23 protein-coding genes and 1 pseudogene are annotated in these 25,985 nt (G+C 67.0%); 8 read left to right on the forward strand and 16 right to left on the reverse strand.

All coding sequences use genetic code 11. The annotated features are described in order from the left end of the window. The first annotated feature begins 57 nt into the window (after positions 1 to 57). Positions 58 to 2,013 (forward strand): pilus assembly protein TadG-related protein, encoded by a 1,956-nt coding sequence (locus ACODS9_RS17390; protein WP_489094363.1) that lies wholly within the window; start codon positions 58 to 60, stop codon positions 2,011 to 2,013. On the opposite strand, the gene ACODS9_RS17395 is transcribed toward ACODS9_RS17390, so the two are convergent. Continuing rightward, positions 1,998 to 4,634, reverse strand: a complete 2,637-nt coding sequence (locus ACODS9_RS17395) for a PAS domain-containing sensor histidine kinase (protein WP_489094364.1) — start codon at positions 4,632 to 4,634, stop codon at positions 1,998 to 2,000. The two genes, ACODS9_RS17390 and ACODS9_RS17395, sit on opposite strands and share 16 nt — an antisense overlap. Then, the gene (locus ACODS9_RS17400) at positions 4,631 to 5,074 is read right to left on the reverse strand and encodes a TadE family protein (RefSeq protein ID WP_023632045.1); all 444 of its coding nucleotides are present in this window, start codon (positions 5,072 to 5,074) and stop codon (positions 4,631 to 4,633) included. Before ACODS9_RS17400 ends, ACODS9_RS17395 begins: the two co-directional genes overlap by 4 nt. A 75-nt stretch (positions 5,075 to 5,149) precedes the next feature. Here ACODS9_RS17400 and ACODS9_RS17405 point away from each other — a divergent pair, with 75 nt between their 5' ends. Beyond that, positions 5,150 to 5,620, forward strand: a complete 471-nt coding sequence (locus ACODS9_RS17405) for an A24 family peptidase (protein WP_038706832.1) — start codon at positions 5,150 to 5,152, stop codon at positions 5,618 to 5,620. Positions 5,621 to 5,733: 113 nt separating this feature from the next. Continuing rightward, positions 5,734 to 6,516 (forward strand): response regulator, encoded by a 783-nt coding sequence (locus tag ACODS9_RS17410; protein WP_489094365.1) that lies wholly within the window; start codon positions 5,734 to 5,736, stop codon positions 6,514 to 6,516. Between the two features lie 42 nt (positions 6,517 to 6,558). Here the strand turns inward: ACODS9_RS17410 and ACODS9_RS17415 are convergent, their stop codons facing one another. Genes ACODS9_RS17415 through cpaB form a run of 8 tightly spaced genes read right to left on the reverse strand, consistent with a single transcriptional unit; the run spans position 6,559 to position 14,039 of the window. Next, the gene (locus ACODS9_RS17415) at positions 6,559 to 6,819 is read right to left on the reverse strand and encodes a DUF3613 domain-containing protein (protein ID WP_038706834.1); all 261 of its coding nucleotides are present in this window, start codon (positions 6,817 to 6,819) and stop codon (positions 6,559 to 6,561) included. Between the two features lie 12 nt (positions 6,820 to 6,831). Continuing rightward, a complete protein-coding gene (locus ACODS9_RS17420; RefSeq protein ID WP_038706835.1) occupies positions 6,832 to 7,533 on the reverse strand; it encodes a tetratricopeptide repeat protein in 702 nt (233 codons plus the stop codon). 38 nt (positions 7,534 to 7,571) lie between these two features. Beyond that, the gene (locus tag ACODS9_RS17425) at positions 7,572 to 8,459 is read right to left on the reverse strand and encodes a type II secretion system F family protein (protein WP_046854137.1); all 888 of its coding nucleotides are present in this window, start codon (positions 8,457 to 8,459) and stop codon (positions 7,572 to 7,574) included. Between the two features lie 2 nt (positions 8,460 to 8,461). Then, on the reverse strand, positions 8,462 to 9,343 hold the full coding sequence (locus tag ACODS9_RS17430) for a type II secretion system F family protein (RefSeq protein WP_489094366.1): 882 nt from the start codon (positions 9,341 to 9,343) through the stop codon (positions 8,462 to 8,464). Beyond that, positions 9,340 to 10,596 (reverse strand): TadA family conjugal transfer-associated ATPase, encoded by a 1,257-nt coding sequence (locus ACODS9_RS17435; protein ID WP_038706838.1) that lies wholly within the window; start codon positions 10,594 to 10,596, stop codon positions 9,340 to 9,342. Before ACODS9_RS17435 ends, ACODS9_RS17430 begins: the two co-directional genes overlap by 4 nt. Next, a complete protein-coding gene (locus ACODS9_RS17440; protein WP_489094367.1) occupies positions 10,593 to 11,783 on the reverse strand; it encodes a CpaE/TadZ family protein in 1,191 nt (396 codons plus the stop codon). Before ACODS9_RS17440 ends, ACODS9_RS17435 begins: the two co-directional genes overlap by 4 nt. Then, positions 11,780 to 13,072: a type II and III secretion system protein family protein gene (locus tag ACODS9_RS17445; protein WP_401111982.1), complete on the reverse strand. Its 1,293-nt coding sequence runs from the start codon at positions 13,070 to 13,072 to the stop codon at positions 11,780 to 11,782. Before ACODS9_RS17445 ends, ACODS9_RS17440 begins: the two co-directional genes overlap by 4 nt. Before the next feature lie 19 nt (positions 13,073 to 13,091). Beyond that, a complete protein-coding gene (gene cpaB, locus ACODS9_RS17450) occupies positions 13,092 to 14,039 on the reverse strand; it encodes a Flp pilus assembly protein CpaB (RefSeq protein WP_489094368.1) in 948 nt (315 codons plus the stop codon). A 289-nt stretch (positions 14,040 to 14,328) separates the two neighbouring features. Here cpaB and ACODS9_RS17455 point away from each other — a divergent pair, with 289 nt between their 5' ends. Beyond that, the gene (locus ACODS9_RS17455; RefSeq protein WP_367857904.1) at positions 14,329 to 14,511 is read left to right on the forward strand and encodes a Flp family type IVb pilin; all 183 of its coding nucleotides are present in this window, start codon (positions 14,329 to 14,331) and stop codon (positions 14,509 to 14,511) included. Positions 14,512 to 14,558: 47 nt separating this feature from the next. Continuing rightward, the gene (locus tag ACODS9_RS17460) at positions 14,559 to 14,966 is read left to right on the forward strand and encodes a response regulator (protein ID WP_046854132.1); all 408 of its coding nucleotides are present in this window, start codon (positions 14,559 to 14,561) and stop codon (positions 14,964 to 14,966) included. A gap of 39 nt (positions 14,967 to 15,005) precedes the next feature. On the opposite strand, the gene ACODS9_RS17465 is transcribed toward ACODS9_RS17460, so the two are convergent. The 4 genes from ACODS9_RS17465 to pcaH form a co-directional block, all read right to left on the reverse strand. Beyond that, positions 15,006 to 16,676: a ShlB/FhaC/HecB family hemolysin secretion/activation protein gene (locus tag ACODS9_RS17465; RefSeq protein ID WP_489094369.1), complete on the reverse strand. Its 1,671-nt coding sequence runs from the start codon at positions 16,674 to 16,676 to the stop codon at positions 15,006 to 15,008. 91 nt (positions 16,677 to 16,767) lie between these two features. Then, entirely contained in the window at positions 16,768 to 18,318 is a 1,551-nt protein-coding gene (locus ACODS9_RS17470; protein WP_489094370.1) for a collagen-like triple helix repeat-containing protein, read from the reverse strand. A 242-nt stretch (positions 18,319 to 18,560) separates the two neighbouring features. After that, positions 18,561 to 19,166 (reverse strand): protocatechuate 3,4-dioxygenase subunit alpha, encoded by a 606-nt coding sequence (pcaG, locus tag ACODS9_RS17475; protein WP_401111971.1) that lies wholly within the window; start codon positions 19,164 to 19,166, stop codon positions 18,561 to 18,563. A gap of 11 nt (positions 19,167 to 19,177) precedes the next feature. Continuing rightward, positions 19,178 to 19,897, reverse strand: a complete 720-nt coding sequence (gene pcaH / locus ACODS9_RS17480) for a protocatechuate 3,4-dioxygenase subunit beta (protein WP_094012489.1) — start codon at positions 19,895 to 19,897, stop codon at positions 19,178 to 19,180. A gap of 199 nt (positions 19,898 to 20,096) precedes the next feature. Between pcaH and ypfJ the strand changes: the two genes are divergently transcribed. The 3 genes and pseudogenes from ypfJ (at position 20,097) to ACODS9_RS17495 (ending at position 23,127) form a co-directional block, all read left to right on the forward strand. Next, positions 20,097 to 20,981 (forward strand): KPN_02809 family neutral zinc metallopeptidase, encoded by an 885-nt coding sequence (gene ypfJ, locus ACODS9_RS17485; RefSeq protein WP_046854128.1) that lies wholly within the window; start codon positions 20,097 to 20,099, stop codon positions 20,979 to 20,981. A gap of 361 nt (positions 20,982 to 21,342) precedes the next feature. Then, a pseudogene (locus ACODS9_RS17490) lies at positions 21,343 to 22,224 on the forward strand (methyl-accepting chemotaxis protein); the annotation flags it as partial. 198 nt (positions 22,225 to 22,422) lie between these two features. Further along, positions 22,423 to 23,127, forward strand: coding sequence for a methyl-accepting chemotaxis protein (locus ACODS9_RS17495; protein WP_371918342.1), 705 nt, complete (start codon positions 22,423 to 22,425; stop codon positions 23,125 to 23,127). An 80-nt stretch (positions 23,128 to 23,207) separates the two neighbouring features. Here the strand turns inward: ACODS9_RS17495 and ggt are convergent, their stop codons facing one another. Together ggt and ACODS9_RS17505 are read right to left on the reverse strand one after the other, a co-directional pair. Then, positions 23,208 to 24,875: a gamma-glutamyltransferase gene (ggt, locus tag ACODS9_RS17500; protein WP_489094371.1), complete on the reverse strand. Its 1,668-nt coding sequence runs from the start codon at positions 24,873 to 24,875 to the stop codon at positions 23,208 to 23,210. A gap of 118 nt (positions 24,876 to 24,993) precedes the next feature. Continuing rightward, positions 24,994 to 25,890: a LysR family transcriptional regulator gene (locus ACODS9_RS17505; protein WP_046854125.1), complete on the reverse strand. Its 897-nt coding sequence runs from the start codon at positions 25,888 to 25,890 to the stop codon at positions 24,994 to 24,996. Positions 25,891 to 25,985 lie beyond the last annotated feature (95 nt).

Consider the following 25,985-nt stretch of genomic DNA (forward strand, 5'->3'; position numbering starts at 1 on the left):
CTACACTCCTTGCACCGCCGCCGCGCTGCCGGGCCCCAGGCCGGCAAAGGAGTGCCCGTGGTTCCCCGTTCCGTTGTGCGCCAACGCGGCGCGATCGGCCTAATGGCCGCGCTGACCATGGGCCTGGCCCTGGTGTTCATGCTCCTGACCGTCGACAGCGGCCGCCTCTACCTCGAACAACGCAAGCTGCAACGCATCGCCGACATGGCTGCGCTGGAAGCCGCCGAGCATGACGGCGCCTGCACCGGCAGCGGCCCGCAGGCATCCACCCTGGCCCGCACCGCCGCCACCCGCAACGGCCATTCGCCGCTCAACCCGCTGATCGCCAGCTGCGGCTATCTGCGCACCGGCAATGACAACCTGCGCACCTTCACTGCCGACAACCAGCGCAACGAGGCGATCAAGGTCGAGGTCAGCAATGTGGTGGTCACCAGCTTCGCCGGTGGCATCTACGCGCTGGTGCAGGGCGGTGCCATCGCCCGCACCACCACCCTGCGCGCCAGCGCGGTGGCCGCCAACCCCGGGCCGCCCCAGGCAATGCTGAGCATTCGCAGCACACTGCTGCAGGTCAGTTCGATGCAGTCGGCCATTCTCAACGCCCTGTTGAAGGCCATCGGCGCCAGCACGCAACTCACCGTCCTGGGCTGGCAAGGCATCGCCGATACCCAGCTCAACCTGCTCGATTACCTCGACGCACTGTCCACCGACCTGCACCTGAACCTGGGCGACTACCAGCAACTGCTGAACCTCCAGACCACCGCCGACAAGCTGCTGGACGTTGCCGTCAAGGTTCTGCAGCAAAGCGGCGCCGCCGTGGAGGTGACCGGCAATCTGCTCAAACTCGCCGCGGACCTCAAAGGGCCAATCACCGTTGGACAATTACTCAACCTGCAGACCGGCACCGTCCAGGCCGGCCTGGACGCGAACGTGCAAGTGCTGCAACTGGTCCAGGCCATGATCCAACTGGCGGCTAATCAACAAGCGGTGAATGCCGAGATCCCCATCACCGTGCTGGGCCTGATCAACGGCCGCGTGTACCTGAAGGTGATCCAGCCCCCGCAGAACTCCGCCGTGGGCGACCCGCGCAGCGATGAATTGCGCGTCCATACCGCGCAGATCCGCGCGCTGGTATCACTGGACCTGCCCCTGCTGAGCGGCATCGCTGGGTTGCTCAATGCCGTGCTGGACCTGGCGGCGCCGTTGACCAACGTGCTCAACAACCTGCTCAGCCTGAACCTGTTGGGCACCGTGCAGTCGCTGACCTGCGCCCTGGGCATCCCGTGCAAGGTCAGCGACATCAAGCTGCTGGACAGCCAGGTGCACATCGATATCGGCATCGAAGTGGCCGAAGGCACCAGCCGCCTGCGCCCAGCCCCGCCCGACAACTACAGCTGCGCACCCAAGAGCCTGACCACCCTCACCCAGCGCTCGGCGGCGAGGATCGCGATCGGCAAGTTCGACTCACCGGCCGAATTCCTCAGCAAGGGGCCTGACTTCGTCAAGGTACAGGCCCTGCCGGTCATCGATATCGGCACCAATGTCTGCAGCCGCCTGCTGATCCTGCCGCCGTCCTGCGGTACACGCGTGCCCTATGCCGGCGGCGGTATCGGCCTGCGGGTGGATACCAAGCTGCTCGGCAGCGGCCCGACGGAAAAACCACTGGTCTTCGCCGGCGACCATGCTCCGCGCAATATCGGCCAGGATCCGATGTTCCAGCCCATGGATAGCGACCAGGCCCAGGTGGTGGGCAGCCTGTCCGGCACGCTTGCCGGTGTACATCTGGAAGCCTACAGGCCCACTGCCAACAGTGGCCTCGGCCAGGTGCTGGTGCTCACCGCCGGCCTGCTGGATGGGGTGAAGAACATCCTTGAGCCGATCATCAGGAACCTGCTCAGCCCCCTGCTCGATCCACTGGTCAACGGCTTGCTCAAGGTGCTGGGCATCGACCTGGCCAGCGCCGAGGTCGGCGCCAACCTCAGTTGCTCCAGCGGCCACGCTCAGCTGGTGCAGTGAACCGGCAGCTCGATGCAGAAGCACGCGCCCCCGGGCGTGTTGCTCACCCTCAGCTCGCCGCCCATCTGGCTGACGATGCCATGGCTGACCGATAGCCCCAGGCCGGTGCCGACACCAGCCGGCTTGGTGGTGAAGAAGGGTTCGAAGATCCGCTCGTGCAGCCGCGCATCGATGCCGCCAGCATTGTCCTCCACCAGCAGCCACAGGCGCTCGCCATGCAGCGCCTGGCGCACGCGGATCCAGGGCTGCGCCACCTGCTGCTCCAGCAAGGCATCGCGGGCGTTGACCATCAGGTTGATCAGCACCTGCTCCAGCTGGTCCTGATGCCCGAGCACCTGTGGCATCGCCTCGGGCGATTCCAGCTGCAGCGCCACGCCCTTGCCGCGCAGGCCCTCCTCCAGCAATGCATGGGCGCCCTGTACCGCGCCCCAGGCGGCGAAGCGCTCGCGCTCGACCGTCGAACGCCGGCCATACACGCGCATGTGCTCGACCAGCCGGGCAGCTCGCTCTACCTGCGCCTCGATGCGACGCAACTTGTCCTCCAGGTAGGCCGGATCGGCGGCGCCGTTCTCCAGGCGTTTAAGTGCATTGACCACCGCCATGCGCATCACGTTGAGCGGCTGGTTGATCTCGTGCAGCAGACCGGTGGCCAACTCGCCGAGGGTAGCCATCTTGGCCCCCTGCAACAGCTGCTGCTGACTGCGCCGCACCTCGGTGTTGTCACGGCCCACGGCCTGGACCTCGAGCAGGCGGCCTTCGCCATCGAACAGACCGCGGTCGGCCCAGACCCACCAGGCATGCTCACGGCCAGGCAACTGCAGGCAGATCTCCGCGCTGCTCACCGGTTGCTCGGGCGTCAGTGCCCGCAGGCGCTGGATGAACCCCTCGCGCTGGTCGGCGGACAACCATTGCCCCAGGTCCGCGCCCTGCAACTGCTCGGGCGTGCAGCCCAGGTAATCGGCCAGCGGACGATTGCCAAACAGCACGGTGAGGTCCGGGCGATAGCGGCAGATCATTGCCGGCGAGTCCTCCACCAGCACCCGGTAGCGTTCCTCGCTCTGGCGCATGCGCTCGGCGGCCTCGGTGGCCTCGGTGACGTCCAGCCACAGGCCGACCACTTCCAGCGGCTGGCCGAGGTCGTCACGCAGCAGACGGGCCTCGTCGAGCATCCAGTGGTAACCACCGAGGTGGTCGCGCAGGCGATAGCGGCAACGCACCAGGCCATCGCGCAGCAGGCTGCGGGTGCGCTCCAGCCACAGCGGACGGTCGTCGGGGTGCACCGCCAGGCCCGGCTGGCGGGCGAGTTCGCCGTCGGCCTCCCAACCCAGCAACGGCGCCAGGCTGGCACTGTAGAAATCGCTGTGCAGCGCGCCCTCGGCATAACGTTGTACATAGATCACCGCGGGTGAGCGGGCAATCAGGTTCTCCAGCCGCGCACGGGCCGCACCGGCCTGTTGCTCCTGGGCCTTGAGGGCACTGATATCGAGCAGGAAACCGCGCAACTGGCCGCCCCGGCCCTGGCCGGCCCAATGGAACCAGCGCGGCGCCGCGAGCGGGTCACGGTCCAGCAGACGCACGCCCAGGCTCAACGCCTGCCCGGCACGGGCCTGGTCCAGGGCCAGCTGCGCTGGTTCGCGGTCGGCCGGGTGCAGGCGGGCAAGCCATTGCGCCAGGCTGGTACGGCTGGCCAACCCAAGGGTCGCGGCCAGGGCCGGGTCCAACTGCAGGTCGCCGTGCGCTGGCCACTCCCACCACCCTGCGCCCAACTGCTGCTGCAGGTCGTCGAGGTGATGGGCCTGGTGCTGCAGTTGCTGGCGGCGATGCCGTACCAGCAGCGGCTCGGTCAGGCTGCGCACCAGGGCCATGGCCATGTCGACCGCAGGCACCTGGTGCGCCCCGGCGCACAACATCCAGGCCTCGGCCTCCAGCCCTTGCCGATAGGGCACCAGGAACAGCGAGGCGCCGCCGCACAGGGCGAGCAGATCAGGGTCGTCGCGCACCTCGATCAGGGTCTGGGCCGGCCACTGGTCCAGCCTGTCCCGCAACCGACGGTCATCGGGCCAGGGCCAGGCATCATCGCTGCTGGCGAAGTGGCGCCAGCCGCCCGGTTCGCGCAGCACCAGGCGCAGCGCGGCGGCCTGCCAATGTTCAGCCAGGCTGCGCAACTGCTCGCGCACGGTCTGCGCCAGGCGCTCGGCGCCGCATTCGCGCAGGGCATGGCCGATCTCCCCGAGCAGTGGCCGCTGGCGATCCCAGCGCTGCTCGCGGAGCAGGTCACCGATATCGAACAGTTGCAGCATCCAGCCCTGCTCGTGGCGTTGCAGCCAACCGCGGGTGTGCAGGGCGTGGCCCATGACCGTATGGAAATCCAAATCCAGTGGCTGCCCCTGCCAGTCGGCGGGGCGGCCTTCGAGCACCAGCCAACTGTGTCGCTCCAGGTAGTCGTGCACCCGTGCGCCAGCCTGGCCGGGCAATGCCAGCAAGCTGCGCAGCGGGCCGGCCAGGCGCAGCACCCGCGCCTGGTCGTCGAGCCACAGTTGCAGGCCGACGGCGGGTGTCGCCTCGGGCGCCTGGGCGGGGGCCGGCGCGGCGAACCAGCGGTCGAACAGACCGCCACTCACAGTTGCAGGCTCGCCTGGGCCTGCAGCCGCGCGGGCAGCTTGGGCACATCACCGATCACGGGCAGCAGCAGGGTCGGCAAGACCCGATTGAGGCGTTCGCGGGGGTAGTCGATCACCACCGTCAGCACCTTGTCCGTGCCCACGGTGACCCGGGTATCGGTGTTCACATTGAAGCCCAGCGCATTGGGCATCCACGCCAATTGCTGGCCGATCACCTGGCGGGCCAGCCCCTGCACGTCCAGCTCGTAGGTCTGGCTGCTCGGGTCCACGGCCACGCAACGGCGCACCGCTTCGCTGCTGGCCTGGTTGAACGACTGCAGCATGAGCATTGGCAAGGCGTAGCTGACCAGGCCATAGAACACTGCGAAAAACACCATGAATACCGCGACAAACTCGATGGCAGCCGCGCCTTTTTGTTGTCCCGCCGGGCCTGCTTTCATGTTCGCGTCTACCCTGACTGTGAGACCTGTCTGAAAGCATAGAACCGTTCAACGAATAGGGATGGCATTTTGCCAATGCAAAGCATTGTTCTCCTGCTGTGGCTTGCCTTGTGCACCGAACAAGATGTCCGTGAACGACAAATCTCCAACGCCCTGACCCTGGGCGTCGCAGCGTGCGCCCTGGCCTGGCTGTTCGCCACCGGACGCAGCTGGATCGGCGCCGACGCCAGCGAGGCCGGCTGGGGCCTGGCCATCGTCATGCTGCTCACCCTGCCCGGCTACATGCTCGGCCGCTTCGGCGCCGGCGACGTGAAACTGATGGGCGCCCTGGCCCTGGCCACCAGCCCGCAGTACGTGCTCGGCACCTTCATCGGCGCCGGGGTCACCGTCCTGGCCTGGATGTTCGGCCGCCGGCGCCTGTGGACCCTGCTCAACCCCAAGGTGAAGAAGCGCCTGCAGGCGCTGGCCGAACAGGTCGGCGACAAGCAGCCCTTTGCCCCCTACGTGCTCGCTGGCTTCCTGCTGACAGCGGTATGGATCCAATAAACGACCGAAGGGTCGGATTCTGGAGTAGGACCAATGTACATAACGGCAAAGTGCGACTACTTTTCTAACTGCCAGAGCGTCTGGCCCGGGAGCAGGGCCGATACAACAGGGAGTTGATCGTGAACAAACCCGTCAGTGAGGTGAAAGTGCTGGTGGTCGACGACCAGCCAGTGATCGTCGAAGAGTTGTGCGAATTCCTCGAAAGCGAGGGCTACCGTTGTGTCCCCGCCCACTCCACCGGCCAGGGCATCGACTGCTTCAAGGCGGACGAGACCATCGGCCTGATCCTGTGTGACCTGCACATGCCCGAACGCGATGGCATCGAACTGGTGCGCACGTTGAAGCAGATCGCCGGGCCGCAGCGCATGTTCGAGGCGATCATGCTGACCGGCCGCGCCGACAAGCAGGACGTTATCCGCGCCCTGCGCGAGGGCTTTGCGGACTACTACCAGAAACCCATGGACCTGGAAGAGTTGCTCGAAGGCGTGCGCCGGCAGGAAGCCGCGCTGCTGGAGCGGCGGCGCAACTTCCGCGAACTGGGCAGCCTCAACCAACGCCTGCAGGAGCTGGCCGAGTCCATCGACGACCTCTACCAGGACCTGGAGAAAGCCCGGGGCCAAGGCGCCCATCGGCGCGCCGGCGATAGCGAGGAAGGCGAGCCGGAGCTGCCGGCGGCGTTCGAGAAGCTGTCACCGCGGCAACTGGAAGTCGCCCGGCTGGTGAGCAAGGGCAAGACCAACTACCAGATCGCCTGCGAACTGGGCATCACCGAAAACACGGTAAAGCTGTACGTGTCCCAGGTGCTGCGCCTGACCCACATGCACAACCGCACGCAGTTGGCGCTGGCGCTGACTCCACGCTCGTCGCCGGTGCATCAGCGCTTTACCACCCATTGAATGCCTTGATTCTGGTCGCGGGGCCAGGCCGCGATCAGGCACTCAATTGTTCGACGAACTGATCTTGGTCCAGCGGTAGAAATCCGGGATCGGATACTTGTAGCTGTCCAGCCAGCGCTGCATGGCCTGGTCGCGTTCCTTGTCGGTCTGCACCTGGCGCACGCTGGAGGCCTGGCGATTGCTCGCCTGCACCTGCAACAGGGCTTCGGTGGCGGTCTGCGGGCGCGGCTGGCGCGGCGGGTCCTCGGCCAGCGCCGACAGTGGCGCGGCCAGGCAGGCGAGGACGATCCAGGGCTTGAACATGTTCACCTCCGCTCAGTTGATGGCCGCGGCCGGGGATTCGGTGGCGGCCAGCGGGCCACGCCCGTTGGCAAGAATGCGCTGCGCCCGGGCCTGGGCCTCGGCGAACTGCTCAGGCTTCAGGTGCAGCCGATTGACCAGGTCCTCCGCCTGGCGCCAGTTGTCCTGCACCAGCGACAAGGTCACCAGGTTGACGGCCGGCAGCGGGTTGTCGTCCTTGAGCTCGATGGCGGTGAGAAACTCGAAACGCGCCTGTTCGTGATTGCCAAGGTTCATCTGCACCACGCCCAGGTCGTTGCGCACCTTCTCGTCGGTGGGTGCCAACCGCGCCGCCCGTTGCAGGTTGCGCAGGGCCTGGGTGTCGTCGCCACGGGCCGAGGCCAGTTGCCCCAGGCCGTGCTCGCCTTCGGCGGCCAGGCAGCCGCCGAGCAGGCTGCGGTAAAGCGGTTCGGCCTCGGGGCGCCCAAGCAGGCGCAGCACCTTGGCCTTGCGCAGACGCACCTGGTCGAGCTGCTCGGGCAACTGCTCCAGGTGGGCCAGCCCGGCGTGTGGACGGCCTTCGCTGATCATCTGGTCGGCCATGTCCAGGCTCAACTGCTGGTCGGCGTCGGGCTTGCCACAGGTGCCGCCGCCCAGCAGGCGCGCCAGGCCTTCGGGAGGCTGCCCGGCGCAGCCGCCGAGCAGCAGCAGGCTGATGAACGTCAGGATGGCTTTCATTGCGCGTCTCCCCTATCAATGCCCGAATGTTCCGGCGCTCATGAGCCCAAGGCCCGCGCCAGGGCGGAAAACCCCGGCCCGGCCAGGACGATGAGCAGGGCCGGGAACAGAAACACCATCATCACCGCCGACATCTTCGCCGACATTTTCGATACCCGCTCCTGCAGGCCGGTCAGGCGGCGGTCGTCGAGCAGTTCCTTGAGCGCCAGCAACGACTTCATCGAGCCACTGCCCTGCACCAGCAGTTGCTGGAGGATGACGCAGGTGTCGATAAACTCGTCCACCGCCAGCAGGCGCGCGGTCTTTTCCAGCTCCGGGCCCAGGGCCAGGCCGGAATCGACCCGCTGCAACACCAGGCGCAACTCGTCGCTGATGTTCGGCACCAGGCTGCGGCCTTCCTGGGCCAGCACGCGCAGGGCCTGCTCCACCGCCAGCCCGGTTTCGAAAAGGATGCGCAGCAACGGGATGAGCAGGCTCACCTCCTCGGCGATTCGCCGCTGACGGCGGGCCGCCGCCACGACCAGCAGGCGCTTGGGCAACAGATAGCCCGCGCCCAGCGCACAGAGCACCAGCACGCCCCAGTGCCCGCGGTTTTCTCCGGGCAGGCCATGGGCCAACAGCAGCGCCATGCCCACTGCCAGCACCGGCAAGCCCAATTGCACGGCGGCGAACAATGCGCGTTGCCGGCTGCGCCGCCAGCCCAGGCGGTCGAGCAGCGCCTGGGTCTCGCCGTCCAGCCGTTGCAGGCGCCGCCCCCACGGGCTGCTGCCCAGCCACTGCAACCAGTCGCCGAGGCGCTCGTCACGGTCCAACCGCCCCTGCAGGCGCCGCGCCACGCGCTGGCGAGCGCGCCACTGGCCGATGGCCTGCGCGGCCAGCAGGGCGAACGCGGCGAACAGGCACAGAGCGCTGAGCATCAGGGCCATGGTCACAGGCTCCTCATCATGCGCCACAGCACCAGGCAGCCGACCGCCTGCATGACAAAGGCGAACAGCAGCATCATCTGGCCGCTGGCGTCACGCCACATGGCTAGCAGGTAGGTGGGGTTGGCGAACAGGAAGTAGCCGACCATCACCAGCGGCAGCGCGCCGAGGATCCACGCGGTGATGCGGGTCTCGCCGGTCATGGCGCGCAGTTGCCGGTCGCCCTGCTCGTGTTCGCGGATCAGCTTGATCAGGTTCTCCATCAGTTCGCTGGCGTTGCCGCCGTGGCGCTGGTTGATGCGCAGCCCCAGGGCGAACATGCGCAGCTCGGCCTGGCCGTAGAGTTCGGCGAACTCACTGACGGCATCCTCCAGCGGCACACCGAGCTGCACGTTGCGCCGCACTCGCAGCATCGCCGAGCGCAACGGCTCGCGGGTGCTGTCGACGCCGCCAAGCACCGCCTCGTTGAGGGTGCGCCCGGCCTTGAGGCTGCGCACGCTGTAGTCGAGCAGGCCGGGCAATTGCTGGACGATCTGCTGCAGGCGGCGCCGGCAGCGCCAACTCAGGTACAGGTGGCCGAGCAGAGGCAGGCCCGCCAGCACCATCAGCGCCGCCACCCAACCGGCCAGCAGGCCGGCAAGCAGGGTCAGCGCCAGCCAGCCCAGCAGCCAGGGGCGCGGGGAAAAATCGGCATGGGCAAAGCCTGCACGCTGCAGCAACGGGTCGAGCCAGTCACGCCGTGCCGTGCCGCTGCGCACGGCGCGGTAGGCCCGGCCCAGGCGTTCGAGGATGCGCTCTTCGCCGCGCTTGTACAGGCCCAGGCGCCACAGCAGCAAGGCCATGCCCAGGCACAGGGGCGACAGCGCCAGCAGCAGCGGGCCCATCACAGCACCCCTTCGTGGCGCAGCTTTCCGCCGGCGGGGTTCGGCGCCTCGCGCAGAAAGCCTTCGCCACTGCGCCGGTCCAGGCGGAACAAGGTGTTGGTGACATACACATCGTCACGCACCCCGACCACTTCCAGCACCTCGCTGACGCAGCGCCGGCCATCGGCCAGGCGAGTCAGCTGGATCACTACGTCCAGCGCGGCGCAGATCATCTGCCGCAGGGTCTTCTCGGCAATTTGCCGGCCGGTCAAGCCGACCAGGGTCTCCAGGCGCAGCAGGGCGTCCTGGGCGGTGTTGGCGTGCACCGTGCTCATCGAACCGTCGTGGCCGGTGTTCATCGCGGTCATCACGTCGAGCACCTCGGCGCCGCGGATCTCACCGAGGATGATGCGGTCGGGGCGCATGCGCAGGGCATTGCGGATCAGCTCGCTGGCCTTGATCTCGCCGTGGCCCTCGGCATTCGGCGGGCGGGTTTCCAGGCGCACCACGTGCGGGTGGTGCAGCTGCAGTTCGGCCACGTCCTCGATGGTCACCAGGCGCTCCTGGGGCGCGATCATCTGGCTGAGGATATTGAGCAGGGTGGTCTTGCCGGTGCCGGTTCCGCCACTGACCAGGATGTTGCAGCGCCGGCCCACGGCGCGTTCGAGAAAGTCGTAGATGGGCTGGTCGATGGCCCGGGTGGCCAGCAGGTCGGCGCTCTTGAGCATGTCCTGGCGGAACTTGCGGATCGACAGGCACGGCCCGTCCAGGGCCACCGGCGGGATGATCGCGTTGACCCGGCTGCCGTCGGGCATGCGCGCATCGACCATCGGCGACGACTCGTCCAGGCGCCGGCCCAGGGGCGCGAGGATACGCTGCATGACCCGCTCGACATGGTGCGCGTCGATGAAGCGCAGGTCGGTCTGCTGCAGCAGGCCGGAGCGCTCGACGAACACCCGGTACGGGCCGTTGACCAGGATCTCGGTGACGCTCGGGTCGCGCAGCAGCACCTCCAGCGGACCATAACCGGTGAGCTCGTCGACGATCTCTTCGGCCAGGCGCTCCATCTCGTAGCGCGACAGGGCCAGGCGCAGGCGCGCCACATAGTCGCCCACCTGCTCGAGGACGAACTGCGCCAGCACCGGCCGCGCGCCCTCCAGCAGGTTGCGGCCGCTGTCCTCGATGGCATCGATCACGTGCCGGTGCAGGGCGCGCTTGAGCGCCTGAGGGTCACTGGCCGCGTGACGGGGCCCGCCAAAGGGTTCTTCGCTGATCATCGCTTGCCCCACAGCCGGCGCAACCAGGTCTGGCCCGGCGGCGCGAGGTTTTCCGAGCGCCGCGCCAGGCGCTCGCCGAGACCGCGCAGGGCCTGGGTAAGGCTTTCACGCGGGGCCAGTTCGAACAGGCTCAGGCCCTGGTTCTTGGCGTTCAGGCGCACTTCCGGGCTGTACGGCATGACCTTGAGCAAGGGCAGCCCGTAGCGCTTGGCCAGGGCCTCGGCATCCGGCGCCACCTGGCGCAGGTAGCGGTCCACCAGCAGGCTGGCGTGTTCGAGCTTGATGCCACGGTCGCGCCACTGCTCGAGCACGTCCAGGTTGCGCCGGCAGTCGAGGATGTTCTGGTCGGTGTAGACGATCAACTTGTCGCAGTGGCTGACCAGGGTCCGCAGCGCCTCGCTGTCGGCCTGCCCGGTGAGGTTCACGACGATGTGCTGGAAGTGTTGGCGCAGGGCGCCGAGGAGCATGTGCAGCTCGGCGGCGCTGGACTGTTGCAGGGCCTCGTCGCTGTCGGCATAGGCGAGGATGCGCAGGCCACCCTTGTCGCGGGTGAAGGCGCTGTCGATCAGGGTGGCGTCGAGCCGGCGCAGGTGACGCAGGGCGTCGCCGAAATGGAACGACGCCTCAAGGCCCAGCAACGCCAGGCTGTCGCCGCGGGGCAGGCCAAGGTCGAGCAGCAGGGTCTGCTGCCCGCTCTCCTGTACCACCCGCGCCAGGTGGGTAGTGAGCAGCGCGCCGTCGGCGCCGCGCTGGGCGCCGTAGAGCACGGTGAGGCCGCCCAGGCTGGGGTTGCTGGTGGCCGTCGGCAAGCGCTTGCCCAGGCGCCGCACCAACCCCGCCACCTCGCTGGCGCGCGAGCCGTAGGCGACGAAGTCGCGGGCGCCGGCGCGCATGGCGTGCAGCACCAGCTGGTTGTCCATGCCGTCGCCGAGGGCGACGATGGCCAGCATCGGCTTGGCTTCCAGCAGGCCTTCGATCAGCGCGCACTGGCCGATCAGCTGTTCGCGGTCCAGGCCGATGAACACCAGGTTGCTGAAGGTCATGTCGACCAGCGCCAGCAACTCGTCGAGGTTCGCACTGCTGGCGCCGATCACCTGCCCCAGCGGCGCCAACGCGCCCTGCAGCCAGTGCAGGTCTTCGTCGTTGCGGGTCAGGGCCAGGTAGGTCTGGTTCAGGCTTTCGCTCATTGGGACAACCCGCCACGGCCTTCGAAATTGCCGTTTTCCATGAAGAACAGGCGGCCCCAGCTGGGGTCGTAGGTGCGCAGCGCCTCGCCCGGCAGCTCCGGCAGGCGCGCATTGGCGGCCAACGGCTGGACCAGGTGCGGGGTGACGATCATCAGCAGCTCGGTCTCTTCGCGGTTGAGCGCCGACTGGCGGAAGAACGCGCCGATGATCGGCAGGTTGCCCAGGCCCGGCATCTTGTCCACGGCCGAGCGCACGTTGCTGCTGATCAGCCCGCTGATGATGAAGCTCTCGCCATCGGCCAGCGAAATGCTGGTGTCGGTGCGGCGCACGCTCAGGCCCGGCACCTGGGTACCAGCGATGACCACCGCATTGTTGTAGTCGAGTTCGCTGACCTCGGGCGCCACCTTGAGGGTGATGCGGTTGCGACTGACCACGGTCGGGGTCAGCGCCAGGCGCACGCCGAACTCCTTGTACTCGATCGACACGTTGTCGCTGCCACTGCTGGGCACCGGTATGGGGATCTCGCCACCGGCCAGGAAGCTCGCGGTCAGGCCGCTGAGCACGGTCAGGCTGGGGCGGGCCAGGGTGTAGGCGAAGCCGCTGTTCTCCAGGGCGTTGATCATCGCCAGGAAGCGGCTGCTGCCGCCGCCCCAGACAATGTTGAAGACGTCGTTGTCGAGCGGGATGCCGGGCCGCACATCGGCGTAGGTCACCGGGTTGGTGCCGGTGGCGATGCCCGGCACGTAGCCGGGGCGCACCACGGTGTTGGGCACGGTATTGGGCGAGCCGATCAGGCTGTTGTTCGAGCCCTTGAAGAACAACCTAGCGCCGGCCTCCTTGTACTTCAGACGGCGCACCTCGACGAAGCGGATATCGGCCTGCACCTGCACGGGCAGGTCCTCCTGGGCCGTGGGCAGTTGCGCGGCCTCTGCCATGTCGGCGCTGGCCCGGCCCTTGACGAACAGCATGGCGCGGTGCGGCTGGGCGGCGCAGTCGGTCCACAGCATCAGGCTGGTGGTGCCCTGCCCCACTCCCGTGAGCAGCACGGCCCGCTCGCCACTGGGCTGGACATCGGCCACCTTGGGCTCGCCGACCGCCGCCCGGGTGATGGCCACCGGCAGGCGCAGTTCCTGCTGCAGACCCTGGTCCATCTCGATGACCGAGGGCAGTTGGCCGAAGGCCGCGCAACCCTTCGCGGCCGCCTGCGCCGTCGGTGCGAGCAAGGTCAGGGCCAGCAGCGTCGGGGCCAGCCAGTTGCCTCGTGGAGTAACACGCAAAGAACTACGCATGGATCGCATCCTTGCCGGTTCAGGGAGTCTTGTTGTTGTCGCCGTTCTGCGCGCCGCGGATGATCTGCATGGTCGGCACGCCAGCCGCCGCGGCCGCCGCCTGGCTGGCCAGGGGCACCTGGGACAGCTGGCTGAAGCGGTAGAGGTTGCGGTTGGCCGTTTCCAGCTGCGGGCTGGCATCCTGGCCGGACCAGTACCCGGCCAGCAGCGGCTCGTCGGCACTGCGCACCGCCAGGCGCAGGGTCCCGGCCTGGGCCGCCAGCATCAGCCGGCTAGCCAAGGCCTCGGGCACGGCCAGGCCCACGGTGCGCACTGGATTGCTGGCAATGGACTGCTGGTCGCGGCGGGCCTTCTGCTCTTCGGCGCTCTGGGCCGGGCGCCCATCGTTGGCCAGGCCCGTCTGCTGGTCGACACTGAGCACACGCAAGGCCGGCAACACCACCTGGGCGGAGGATTGCGGGTTGTTGTTTTCTTCACGCAGGAACAGCAGCACGTCGACATAATCGCCTGGGCGCAGCTGCCCGGCGGCACCGATCACATCGTCGATGGCCACCGCGACCGCCCGTTCGTGGGCGCGAATCATCCGCGCCAGGGGGCCGCCGGCCTGGAAGCTCGACTCGTCCAGCCAACTGCCCGCCGCAAGGGGGCGGGTACTGCTGCGCCCGAGCACCTGGTCAAGTTGCTGGAAGGCACCGGCCGGCACCACCTGCAGGCGCTCCAGGAGCACATCCTCCTCGCTCAAGGGGGTGTTGGCCGCGACCGCCCTGCGCAGGACCACGATGGGCGAGCGTGGGGGTTCCGGGGGCGCGGCGGGTACGGCTGCGGCCGGGATGGCGGCCTCGCTGGGTGGGGTGAGAGGTGCCGGCGCAGGCTCGGGCGGACGGCTGAGGCGCAAGCCCCAGTACCCTGCGAGCAAGGCCGCGAGCAGGAACAGGCCGGCGAGGATCATGGTCAGGCGACTGCTCATCTGCGCTCTCCCTTACGCCCGGGACCAATGATGGCAAAAAGTAACTATTTCGCTATTGGACGGTAGCTGAGGCGCAATCTTTCGCCATTACCTGTACTGGTTTTTTCGAGCCACGAAATTGACGCACCGACAAAACAAAAACTTAGCGCCGCCAATTCCAACCAATACTTTTGGATTAATGCTTTTTTACATTTGCAGGCCGCCACGGCTTGGCGATGCTCTGATGGCAAAGGGGTATCACTTATCAAGCCCCTCCGACCGGCGCCCATCGAGCGCAAGGAGACGTGCCATGCTGCTGCAACAGATCCTCCTCCACGTGAAGACCTTCCTCCAGCGCAAGGACGGCGCCTCCGGTATCGAATACGCGGTGATCGCGGCCATGGTCGCGGTGGTGCTGGCTGGCTTCGTCACCCCCATTTCGGGCGAAGTGTCGGAGATCATGACCAAGATCCAGACCGCGATCACCCAGTGACCGCACCGCGCCAGCGAGACGTGTAGTCCAACCGCCCGGAGCCAAGCATGCCGACCTCTTCCTTGCGTCAACAGATCCTGCTGGTGGACGACGAGGAGGAGGCCTTGCTGGAGCTGGCCGAGCTGCTGGAAAACGAAGGTTTCTGTTGTCACACCGCCACTTCGGTCAGGTCAGCCCTGCAACAGCTGACCCGCCACCCCGATGTCGCCCTGGTGATCACCGACCTGCGCATGCCCGAGGAAAGCGGCCTGGGCCTGGTCCAGCGCCTGCGCGAACATACCGCGCGCCAGCATTTGCCGGTGATCGTCATGTCCGGGCATGCCGACATGGACGATGTCAGCGACCTGCTGCGGCTGCAGGTGCTCGACCTGTTCCGCAAGCCGATCTACCACGCCCGCCTGCTCGAGACGCTGGAGAACCTGTTTCCCAAGCCGTTGATGCAGGCGGTGAAATAAAGGGCCTCCCGCAACGAGTCCTGCCAGCAACGTGATCACCTACAACTGATAACTGAAACTCAGGTTCAGCCGTGGCCGCCGGTTGAAGCTGTCCAGCGCCATGTCCGACATCGGCTTGGCCACCTCCACCGCGATGTTGTAGTAGCGCATATCGCCAAAGCGCAGCCCCAGCGCCGCCGACGACATCTTCGAATCGCGCACGTCCAGCGCGTTGAACCAGGCTCGCGCGGTGTCGAGCGCCACGTAGGGCTGCACGACCTTGAGCCAGCCAGCGTCGCGCCGGAAGCTGTAGTTGAGCTCGTAGGCCAGCCCCCAGCCCTTGTCACCGGAGCCCTGGTCGCTGGGGTAGCCGCGCCCGAAGTTCTGCCCGCCGAACACCGCCCGCTCGCTGTCGGGCAGGCTGTCGTTGCTCCAGTAGGCCGCCGCCGATGCCACGCCCTGCCAGTTGTCGCTGAAGTTGTCGCTCTGCACGCCCGCGACCCGCAGGCGCAGGAAGTCCAGGTCGTAGTCGGCATTGGTGTTGGCGCCAAGGCGATCCAGCCCCTGGTAGACACCGGCACTGATAATCCGCAGGCGGCGCGCCTCGGCCTTGCGCCAGTCGCCTTCGAAGGACAGCGCGCGGATATCGGTCTCGCTGTCCAGACGCAGGGGGAATCCCACCACCTGGTAATCGATGCGGTCGTTGACCACGTAGAAGCGCCCGACCACCTCCAGCCATTCACTGGGCGAGGCGATCAGCGATTGGCTGATGCCCACCGAGTAGCGTTCGTTCTCGCGGTGCTGAGTCAGGTCGATGCCGTTGTCCAGGCGAATGCGCGCCTTGGGGTCGCTGCGGTAGCGCGAAGCCGACAGCAACAGCTTCGAGCCTTCGGCATCGAGGAACTGGCTGTAGTCGAGGCGGTAGTAGTGCTCCTTGTCCTCGCCAGGCGGTACCAGCACGCTGGCGCTCAATTGTTCGGCGAAGCGGGTCTGGGCGTTGCTGCTGGCGCCCAGCAGCGCCTGCAGGTCGTCGCGGCTGCCGTCGTTGAGGCTCAAGGTGGTGGTGACCGGCTTGCGCGACACCTGAGCGAGCAGTCGGGTCGCGCCATCGGTGGTCGCCGGTGGCGGCACCTGGGCCTGGAACGTCACCCCGGGGATGCGCCCGGCCAGGCTGGTATAGCGCTCGAAGCTTTCGCGGGTCAGCGGACGCTCGGCCTTGAGCCGGTCCAGTAGTTGCACCAGGTAGGCCCTCGCCGCGCCAATGTCGCCCTCGACCTGATAGTCGTGGATATAGCCTTCCATCAGCACCACCCGCACCCGGCCATCGGCGAAGTCCTGGGGCGGCAGGTAGGCGTATGACAGCAGGTAACCGTCCTGCTGGTAGCGTTGGGTCAGGCGGCGGGTGATCTCGATCAGCTCGGCGAGCGTGACCTCGCGCCCGATCACCGGCTGGTAATGCTCGCGCAGATCGCTCAGGGGGTAGACGGTGCCGCCTTCGAAACGCACCTTGCGCACCGCCACCCGGGTGTTCATCAGCAACGGTGGTTGCCGCGTGGTGTCCACGCTGGGCACGCGCAAGCCGGGCTGGTCAGGCCGGTAGGCATCCACCGGCAGGTTGGGCGTGGGCAGGCGGCGTTCGGTCTCGTTGCTGTTGAGGAAACTCGGCAGGGGTTCGCCCCGGGCCAGGCAGGCTGCGGACAGCCCCAGCATCGTCAGCAGCAATCGGCGCATTCGGACACTCCATGATCCACGGATGGCGGGGTGACCGACCGGCGAACGGCGCGCCGGTCGGTCTCACTCACCTTGAGCGTAGCCCGTGGCGTCAGCGCTGCCCGCCTGCCAGAGCCCCAGACACACCATTGAGCGCACCACCAAGACCACCGGCCGGCGCTCCGCCGTTGACCAAGGTGCCCGCCTGGCCGAGCGTTGTACCGACCGCGTTCACCGTCGCGCCAACCTGGCTGACAACCGGGTTGCCGGTGGTACCGGCCAGTTGCGCGCCGGCAGAGCCCACCGCGCCACCGACCTGGTTCAGCAACCCCGCCACGGGGGCGCCGACGCCGGTGCTGGCGCCAACTTGCTGGGTCACACTGGAGACACCGGCGACCACCGGGTTGAGGCCGCTGCCCACCTGCTGGGTCAGCGCCGCCACCGGCGCCCCGGCAGCGTTGTTGGCCACGCCGTTGCCACCGAGCACAGTGCCCAGGCTGGCGACGGTATTGCCCGTCTGCACCGAAGTGCCGCCGATACCGCTGACGGTCAGGCTAGCGGTGCTTGCCGTCAGCCCACTGCCGGCGCCGGCCACCACGCCGCCGACGGTTTCCAGCAGGCCGCTGCGTGGGCCGCCGGTAACAGGTGCCAGCCCGCTCGCCGTGCTGATTGTGGTGCCGGTATTGGCCACCGCCTGCCCGAGCGTGTTGCTCAAGGGATTGCCGTTGCCCGCCCCCGCCAGTTGCTGGCCGGCCTGGTTCAGGGCACCACCGGTCTGGTTCAGCGCCTGGTTCAGCGGGCCGGCGAGCCCGGTCTGCCGCGTGGCATTGGCCGCCGTGTTTTCCACCAGCGAGACCACCGGCACCAAGGCATCGCTCACGCCTTGGGTCGCCCCGGCGAGCGGGCCGCTGGTGCCGACCGGCGACAGGGTGTCGCCGAGCATGGTCACGGCCTGGCCGACCCGGTCGACGCCTTGACCGGCCCCGGCAACCAGCTGGTTGACCACCGGCACCTGCTCGACCGGCCCGCTGCTGGCCAGCCCGGCCACGCCCTGGCCAAGGCCGGAGACGCCGCCGCCCAGGTCGGCAGTGGCCGCACCGACCACGCCGACCGTGGTGCCCACGGCATTGTTGCCGGTACCCAGTTGCCCCAGGCCCTCGCTCAGGCCACCACCGACGCTGTTCACGGCGTTGCCGGTGGAGGACACCAGCGTGCCCACGCCACCGCTCAACGAGGTATTGCCGACAATGGGCAGCGCACCGATCACCTGGCCGAGATTGCTCACGCCGTCACCGACCCCGGACACGGTGTTGCCCAACTGGTCGACCACCTGGCCGGTGACCAGCGCAGTGGGTGTGGTGCCACCACCCGTGCCGCCGTCACCGCCACCAGGCGTGCTGCCGCCGCCAGTGCCACCACCGCCGCCGCCACCGGTACCGGCGCTGCCATCACCCGGGGACGTGGTGCCACCGCTACCGCCGGCACCACTGCCGCCCGTGCCATCGCCCCCGCCGCCACCGGCTCCGGCACCCGCGCCGACATCGGACGACGAACCATCGACCTCGCTGTGATGCCCACCGCCGCCGCTGCTGCAACCGGCAAGGCCCAGACTCACGGCCATCGTCAGCGCCGTTGCCGCCTTGATCCACGCTTGAGTGTTCATGGAAGGACTCCCGCTGCTGCTGATTGTTTTGCTCACAACAGCAGTGAAAGCGCATGGCGCCGAATCGGGTAGCTCACAACTTGGTGTTAGTACCTGTGGCAGGGGCAATGAGGGCGGGAAAACAAGCAGAATTTCAGTGGCTTGACGACGTGCGCAGGGATGCGCCACGAAAGGATTAGTCGTAACTCATTAGTACAAGCGGCAAGCCCTGCCAGTGTTGCCGGGCTTGCCGACCGGGGGCGTCAGAAATCGAAGAACACCGTCTCCCCGTCGCCCTGGATACGAATGTCGAAGCGGTACGCGGTCTTGCCGTCCACTTCGCAACGCCGGGCAATCAAGGTCTCGCGCCGCTGCGGCTGCTCGATCAGGTTCAGCACCGGACACCTGGCGTTCGCCTCGGCTTCGTCATCGAAATACAGCCGGGTATGCAGGTGGATGTTGATGCCCCGGGCAAACAGGCTGAGGTTGATGTGCGGGGCCATCGGCACGCCCGCGGCATTGTTCACCACCCCCGGCTTGACCGTGTGCAGGGTCCACTCGCCGGCATCGAAGGTGGTCGCGGTGCGGCCAAAGCTGTTGAAGGCGTTCTCGGGGTGGTACTCGTCCTGATAGCGGCCCTCGGCGTCGGCCTGCCACACCTCCAGGAACGAGTCGCGCACCAGGTGGCCATTGCCGTCGTACACCTGGCCGATCAACAGGATGTGTTCGCCCGGTGCATCGGGCCGGGCCAGGCGGTTCCAGATTTCCTGGTCACGGGTCGGGTTGCCGGCCGCTTCCAGGGCAAGGCCGATGTGCACATAGGGGCCGGCAGTCTGCGAAGGGGTTTCCGGCAGCAGTTCGATAGGCATGACGGGCCTCCTCAGCGGTTTTCGAAGTGGGTCTGGCGCTGGCCGCGCAGGACGATGTCGAAGCGGTAGGCCAGGCAATCCATGGGGTTGGCGTGGCTCATGTCGAGCCTGGCGATCAACCGCTCGACGGCATCCGGGTTGGCGATCGACTTGACGATCGGACACAGCGGAATCAGCGGGTCGCCCTCGAAGTACAACTGGGTGATCAGCTTGGTGGCGATCGACGGGCCGCTGATGGAGAAGTGAATATGCGCCGGGCGCCAGTCATTGGGGCCGTTGCGCCAGGGGTACGGGCCGGGCTTGATGGTGCGGAAGCTGTAGTAGCCGTCGCGGTCGGTCAGGCAGCGGCCGACACCGCCGAAGTTCGGGTCCAGCGGTGCCAGGTAGCGGTCGTTCTTGTGCCGGTAACGGCCACCGGCATTGGCCTGCCACATTTCCACCAGGGTGTTGGGCACGGGCTTGCCGTACTGGTCGACCACCCGCCCAGCAACGATGATGCGCTCGCCGATGGGCAGGCCGCCCTGGTTGAAGTTGAGCAGCAGGTCATGGTCGTGCTCGCCGAAGCGCAGGTGGGAAAAGTCCGGGCCGGTGCTTTCGCTGATCGACTGCGGGATGCTGACCAGCGCCTGGCGCGGGGAGCGCGCCACCGAGGTCTTGTAGTCGGGGGTGAAGGCCTTGGGGTGCCAGTTGCGATCACGGATCACGAAGCGGCTGGTGTCCTGGGCGGGCATGCCGGTTTCCTCTCTTGGAATTATCGAACGCCTGGGCGTGGCAGGCGGACTTGCAGTTTCCGGCAGGTGCGACGGGATGAATATTGAATTCAGCGGTCCCAGGCATAACCATTTGGTTATGTGTCAGCGACGGGGGATACACCTCGGTCAGCACTGAACTAACCTTTGACTTCATGTTTCAGCAACCGGAGAGCTCTACATGGAATGGCGAAAAGGCCGACGCAGCGACAACGTGGTCGATGCCCGCGGCGAAGGGGGTGGCGGCGGCATGCGCTTCGGCGGCGGCAAGGGCCTTGGGCTCGGCGCCATCCTGCTGATCGTCGGCATCGGCTGGCTTACCGGGCAGGACCCGCTGCAGATCCTCGGCCAGCTGGCCGGGCAGATGGAGCAGCAACAGACCGCCCCGGCCAACGTCGACGGCAAGGCACCGCCGGCCAACGACGAGCAGGCCGAATTCGTCGCCTCGATCCTCGGCGACACCGAGGACACCTGGAAGGCACTGTTCGCCCAGGCCGGCAAACAGTACCGCGACCCCAAGCTGGTGCTGTTCAGCGGCCAGGTCAACTCCGCCTGCGGCTTTGCCTCCTCGGCGGTCGGGCCGTTCTATTGCCCCGGCGACCAGCGCGTGTACCTGGACATGACCTTCTTCCGCGAAATGGAAACCCGCTTCAAGGCCGCCGGCGACTTCGCCCAGGCCTATGTGATCGCCCACGAGATCGGCCACCACGTGCAGACCCTGCTCGGCGTTTCGGCCAAGGTCGACGCCGCACGGCGCAATGGCCAGCGCATGGAAGGCGACAATGGCCTGCTGGTGCGCCAGGAGCTGCAGGCCGATTGCCTGGCCGGGGTCTGGGCCTACCAGGCGCAGAAACGCCTGAACTGGCTGGAGCCGGGGGACGTCGAGGAGGCATTGAATGCCGCCAACGCCATCGGTGACGATCGGCTGCAACAGCAGGGCCAGGGCCGCGTGGTGCCCGACTCGTTCACCCATGGCACCTCGCAGCAGCGCGTGCGCTGGTTCAAGGCCGGGTTTTCCAGCGGCGACCTGAACCAGTGCGACACGTTCAGCGCGCGTAGCCTCTGAGAATCGCCATCGCCGGCGGGCCGGTTCCTGCTGCGGAGCCGGCTTACCCGCAAATGGCAACATCAAAAACATAAACGTATTCAACAAGTTACAAATTTGCTGAAAAAGCGTTTCAGCTTCTCCCTCCGTTGCCGATAAGTCCTACACAAATCTGCGGGCTATCTGACAACAACAACGCCCAGCTTTTGAGATCAAGTGAGCGAAATCATTCTCTGGGAGAGCGTGCATGAACAGTTGGTTCGCCAATATCAGCGTCAACCTCAAACTCGGCCTGGGCTTCGGCCTGGTCCTGGTCCTGACCGGCCTGCTGGCCCTGACCGGCTGGAACAGCCTGGGCAGCCTTATCGACCGCAGCAACTGGATGAGCGACATCACCCAGCTCAACAGTGACCTGACCAACCTGCGCGTGGCCCGCCTGCAGTGGATGCTGACCAACGGCGACGACGCCTCGGCAGCCAACGTCCAGGCCAAGCTCGACGCCTTCGGCAGCCAGCAGCAGCACCTGGTCAATACTTTCAAGAGCCCCGAGAACCTCAAGCTGCTGCGCGAGCAGGGCCAGAGCATCAGCGAGTACCGGGTTTCGCTGGAGAAGATGCGCCAGGGCTACAAGACCACCCTCGCCGCCCGCGACTCGATGAACCAGGCCGCAGCCCGCGCCAATGACGCCATCGAAGCGATCAGCGGCGCCGTGCTGTCCAGCAGCGAAAGCGATGCCAGCCGCCTGGCCCAATACCTGCTGATCAGCAAGGCCAAGCAGCAGCTGGTGCAGGTCCGCCTGGACGTGCGCAGCTACATCGCCGACCTCACCAGCGAAGCCGAGCAGGCCGCCGTGCGCCAGCTGGAAAACGCCCTCAACGAAATCGACAGCCTCAAGCGCCAGCTGCCAGCCGAAGCCTCGCGCATCCAGCAGTTCGAAAGTGCCGTGCTGGCCTACCGTGATGCCGTGCGTCAGTTCCGCGACGCCACTGCCGCGATTGGCGTGGCCCGTGCCGAAATGACCGTGCAGGGCGCCGACATCGTCAAGCGCAGCGACGAGCTGTACAAGATCCAGATCGAGCGCCGTGACGACGAAAGCGTCCAGGCCCGCAGCCTGCAGACTTCCGCTACCCTGCTGGCGCTGCTGGTCGGCGTGCTCGCCGCGTTCATCATCACCCGCCAGATCACCCGTCCGCTGCGCGAGACCATGGACGTGGTCAACCGCATCGCCAGCGGCGACCTCACCCAGCAACTGCGCGTCACCCGCCGCGACGAACTGGGTGCCCTGCAGCAAGGCATCGCACGCATGGGCACCACCCTGCGTGACCTGATCACCGGCATCCGCGACGGCGTGACCCAGATCGCCAGCGCCGCCGAAGAGCTGTCGGCGGTGACCGAGCAGACCAGCGCCGGCGCCAACAGCCAGAAGGTCGAGACCGACCAGGTGGCCACCGCCATGCACGAGATGGCCGCCACCGTGCAGGAAGTCGCGCGCAACGCAGAGCAAGCCTCCCACGCCGCGACCAACGCCGACGACGAAGCCCGTGTCGGCGACAAGGTAGTGGGTGAAGCGATCAGCCAGATCGAGCGCCTGGCCCACGAAGTTCACCGCTCCACCGAGGCCATGACCCTGCTGCAGCAGGAAAGCCAGAAGATCGGCAGCGTCATGGACGTGATCAAGTCGGTGGCCGAGCAGACCAACCTGCTGGCGCTCAACGCCGCCATCGAAGCCGCGCGTGCCGGTGAGGCCGGGCGTGGTTTCGCCGTGGTCGCCGACGAGGTGCGTGGCCTGGCCCAGCGCACCCAGCAGTCCACCGAGGAAATCGAAGGCCTGATCGCCAGCCTGCAGCACGGCACTCAGCAGGTTGCCGAAGTGATGAACGGCAGCCGCAACCTGACCGACAGCAGCGTCGAGCTGGCGCGCAAGGCCGGTGGTTCGCTGGAAAGCATCACCCGCACGGTGTCGAACATCCAGTCGATGAACCAGCAGATCGCCGCCGCCGCCGAGCAGCAGAGCGCCGTGGCCGAAGAGATCAGCCGCAGCATCCTCAACGTGCGCGACGTGTCGGAGCAGACCGCCGCGGCCAGCGACGAGACCGCCGCTTCCAGCGTCGAGCTGGCGCGCCTGGGTGGCCACCTGCAGACCCTGGTCAGCCAGTTCCGCGTCTGATCCTGTAAAGCATCGCGGGGCAAGCCTACTCCCACAGACTCGTGGGAGCGGGCTTGCCCCGCGTTCATTTGCGCCTCGGGTTACTTGACGATCATCCCCACCCCGCGCCCACGCGGATCAGACGCCGTCTCCAGCTTCTCGCCGGTCACCCGGATCGCCTGGATGTCGCCCATCTCCCAGCCCTGATCCTCCAGCACGTAGCCCATCTTCTTCAGGTCGTCAGCCACCTGCCCCTTGAGCGGCGCATAGCTGTCGAAGTAGATGGTGTCCTTGGGCAGCAACTGGTGATGCACGCGCTGCGCCGCCACGGCTTTCTCCAGCGGCATGCCGAAGTCGTACAGGTTGTTCATCACCTGGAAGATCGAGGTGAAGATCCGCGAACCGCCCGGGGTGCCCAGCACCAGCACCACCTTGCCGTCACGCGCCACCAGGCTCGGGCTCATCGACGAGAGCATGCGCTTGCCCGGCGCGATGGCATTGGCGTCGCCGCCGACCACGCCAAAGGCGTTGGCCGCGCCCGGCTTGGCGCTGAAGTCGTCCATCTCGTCGTTGAGCAAGAAGCCCGCACCCTTGACCACCACGCCGCTGCCGTAGTCGAGGTTGAGGGTGTAGGTGTTGCTCACCGCGTTGCCCTGCTTGTCGACGATGGAGAAGTGCGTGGTCTGGTGCGGCTCCAGCCCCGGCTTGACCTGGTCGGTTGCGGAAATCGCGTTCGGGTTGACCTGGGCGGCACGCTTGGCCAGGTAATCCTTGGCCACCAGTTGGTCGACCGGGACCTTGGTGAAAGCCGGATCACCGAGATAGTCGGCGCGGTCGGCGAACACGCGCTTCTCGATTTCGGCCAGCAGGTGGATGTACTTGGCGGAGTTGTGCTCGACGCCCTTGAAGTCCGCCGCGCGGTCTTCCTTGATGCCCAGCAGCTGGGCCAGGGCGACGCCGCCGGAGCTTGGCGGCGGCGCGGTGTAGACCACGTTGCCGCGCCAGTTGATGGCGATCGGGTCGCGCCACACGGCCTTGTAGTCCTTGAGGTCGTCCTTGCTGATCAGGCCCTTGTCGGCCTGCATCTGCGCCACCAGCAAGTCGGCGGTCTTGCCCTGGTAGAACTCGCTGACGCCCTTGTCGGCAATACGCTCGAGGGTTTGCGCCAGCTCCGGCTGCTTGAACAGCTCGCCGACCTTCATGCTGCCGAAATAGTCGTTGAAGTTGGTCGCGGTCTTGAACAGGCCCTGGGCGTCATCACGGTATTGGTACTGCTTCTGGGCAATCTTGAAACCGTTCTGCGCGTAGCCGATGGCCGGGGTCAGCAGCTCGCTCCACTTGAGCTTGCCGAACTTCTGGTGCGCCTCCCACAGCCCCATCACCGTGCCCGGCACACCGGCCGCGCGCACGCCGACCAGGCTGAGGTTCTCGATCACCTCGCCCTTGTCGTCCAGGTACATGGTCTTGGTCGCGGCCTTGGGCGCCACTTCGCGGTAGTCGAGGAAGTAGGGTTTGCCGTCGACGAACAGGGTCATGAAGCCACCGCCGCCGATGTTGCCGGCCTCGGGGTAGGTCACGGCCAGGGTGAAGGCGGTGGCGACGGCGGCGTCCACCGCGTTGCCGCCCTTCTTGAGGATGTCGGCGGCCACCTGTGCGCCATATTGATCAGGCGCGGCCACCGCGCCACCTTCCAGCGTCACGGCAAAGGCGGAGGAGCAGCTCAGGATCGCGGCCCAGAGGGCCAGGGGCTGGAACATGACAATACGCATGCGCACTTCCTTGGTGTTGTTTTTGTTGATCAGTCATTAAGGCCGAAGCCCTGTAACTAAGCAAACACCCCGGTCGTTTCGCGCCGCCGACGGGCAGCCCCTGTCGCGTTCAGGCAACTCAGCAGGCGTAGACCGCCAGCTTTTTCTGGATGAAATCGAGAAAGCACTGGATGCGCAGGGCCAGCTGGGTGTTGCGGTAGTAGACCGCGTGGATCGGCTGGCGATAGCCATTGTTGTGCTCGGCGAGGATCACGTTCAGGCGGCCGGCGCGGATGTCCTCGTGGGTCATGAAGTGCGACAGGCTGACGATGCCCTCGCCGGCGATGGCCAGCTGGCGCAGGGTCTCGCCGCTCGAGGCGACCAGCTGCGGGCGGATCGCCCAGCGGTCGCCCTGGGCATGGCGCAGTGGCCACTGGTTGAGCGACTCGAGGGAGCTGAAGCCGAGCAGGCAATGGGCCTCGAGGTCCTCGACCCGCTGCGGCGTGCCATGCCGGGCCAGGTAGTCGGGGCTGGCAAGCACCTGTACCGGGCTGCAGCCGAGCGAACGGGCATGCAGGCTGGAGTCGGCCAGTTCGCCGATGCGGATGGCCACGTCGGTGCTCTGCTCCAGCAGGTCGATGATCAGGTCGTCGGTGTTCAGCTCCAGCTCGATGCCGGGGTACTGCTGGCGGAACTCGCCGATCCACGGCAGGATCGCGTGCAGCATGAACGGCGCGGCGGCGTTGATGCGCAGGCGCCCGGTCGGGGTCTGGCGGTTCAGCGACAGGCGCTCTTCCATGTCGTCCATCTGCTCGAGAATCGCCCGGGCGCGCTCCAGGAAGAAGCGCCCTTCCTCGGTCAGGTCCATGCGCCGCGTGGTGCGGTTGACCAGCGTGGTGCCGAGCTTGCCCTCCAGGCGCGACAGGGTGCGGCTGACTGCGGAGGGCGTCTGGCCGATCTGCTCCGCGGCGGCGGAGATCGAGCCGCTGTCGATGACGGCGACAAATACCTGGAGTTCTTCGGATCGGGTTTTCACGCGGATGGCCTTGGCAGGTGGATGCCGTGATTCATAGCGGGCGAGCGAGCGGTATGCAAGCAGCTGCGGTGATCGCGGGGCAAGCCCGCTGCCAC

Source organism: Pseudomonas sp. FG36 (assembly GCF_057809275.1).

Excerpts from the sequence above, each read along its gene's own strand:
- ACODS9_RS17400 (WP_023632045.1), bottom strand. The coding sequence starts at position 5,074 with ATGAAAGCAGGCCCGGCGGGACAACAAAAAGGCGCGGCTGCCATCGAG.
- ACODS9_RS17405 (WP_038706832.1), top strand. The coding sequence starts at position 5,150 with ATGCAAAGCATTGTTCTCCTGCTGTGGCTTGCCTTGTGCACCGAACAA.
- ACODS9_RS17415 (WP_038706834.1), bottom strand. The coding sequence starts at position 6,819 with ATGTTCAAGCCCTGGATCGTCCTCGCCTGCCTGGCCGCGCCACTGTCG.
- ACODS9_RS17420 (WP_038706835.1), bottom strand. The coding sequence starts at position 7,533 with ATGAAAGCCATCCTGACGTTCATCAGCCTGCTGCTGCTCGGCGGCTGC.
- ACODS9_RS17425 (WP_046854137.1), bottom strand. The coding sequence starts at position 8,459 with ATGGCCCTGATGCTCAGCGCTCTGTGCCTGTTCGCCGCGTTCGCCCTG.
- ACODS9_RS17435 (WP_038706838.1), bottom strand. The coding sequence starts at position 10,596 with ATGATCAGCGAAGAACCCTTTGGCGGGCCCCGTCACGCGGCCAGTGAC.
- ACODS9_RS17440 (WP_489094367.1), bottom strand. The coding sequence starts at position 11,783 with ATGAGCGAAAGCCTGAACCAGACCTACCTGGCCCTGACCCGCAACGAC.
- ACODS9_RS17445 (WP_401111982.1), bottom strand. The coding sequence starts at position 13,072 with ATGCGTAGTTCTTTGCGTGTTACTCCACGAGGCAACTGGCTGGCCCCG.
- cpaB (WP_489094368.1), bottom strand. The coding sequence starts at position 14,039 with ATGAGCAGTCGCCTGACCATGATCCTCGCCGGCCTGTTCCTGCTCGCG.
- ACODS9_RS17455 (WP_367857904.1), top strand. The coding sequence starts at position 14,329 with ATGCTGCTGCAACAGATCCTCCTCCACGTGAAGACCTTCCTCCAGCGC.
- ACODS9_RS17460 (WP_046854132.1), top strand. The coding sequence starts at position 14,559 with ATGCCGACCTCTTCCTTGCGTCAACAGATCCTGCTGGTGGACGACGAG.
- ACODS9_RS17465 (WP_489094369.1), bottom strand. The coding sequence starts at position 16,676 with ATGCGCCGATTGCTGCTGACGATGCTGGGGCTGTCCGCAGCCTGCCTG.
- ACODS9_RS17470 (WP_489094370.1), bottom strand. The coding sequence starts at position 18,318 with ATGAACACTCAAGCGTGGATCAAGGCGGCAACGGCGCTGACGATGGCC.
- pcaG (WP_401111971.1), bottom strand. The coding sequence starts at position 19,166 with ATGCCTATCGAACTGCTGCCGGAAACCCCTTCGCAGACTGCCGGCCCC.
- pcaH (WP_094012489.1), bottom strand. The coding sequence starts at position 19,897 with ATGCCCGCCCAGGACACCAGCCGCTTCGTGATCCGTGATCGCAACTGG.
- ypfJ (WP_046854128.1), top strand. The coding sequence starts at position 20,097 with ATGGAATGGCGAAAAGGCCGACGCAGCGACAACGTGGTCGATGCCCGC.
- ACODS9_RS17495 (WP_371918342.1), top strand. The coding sequence starts at position 22,423 with ATGGCCGCCACCGTGCAGGAAGTCGCGCGCAACGCAGAGCAAGCCTCC.
- ggt (WP_489094371.1), bottom strand. The coding sequence starts at position 24,875 with ATGCGTATTGTCATGTTCCAGCCCCTGGCCCTCTGGGCCGCGATCCTG.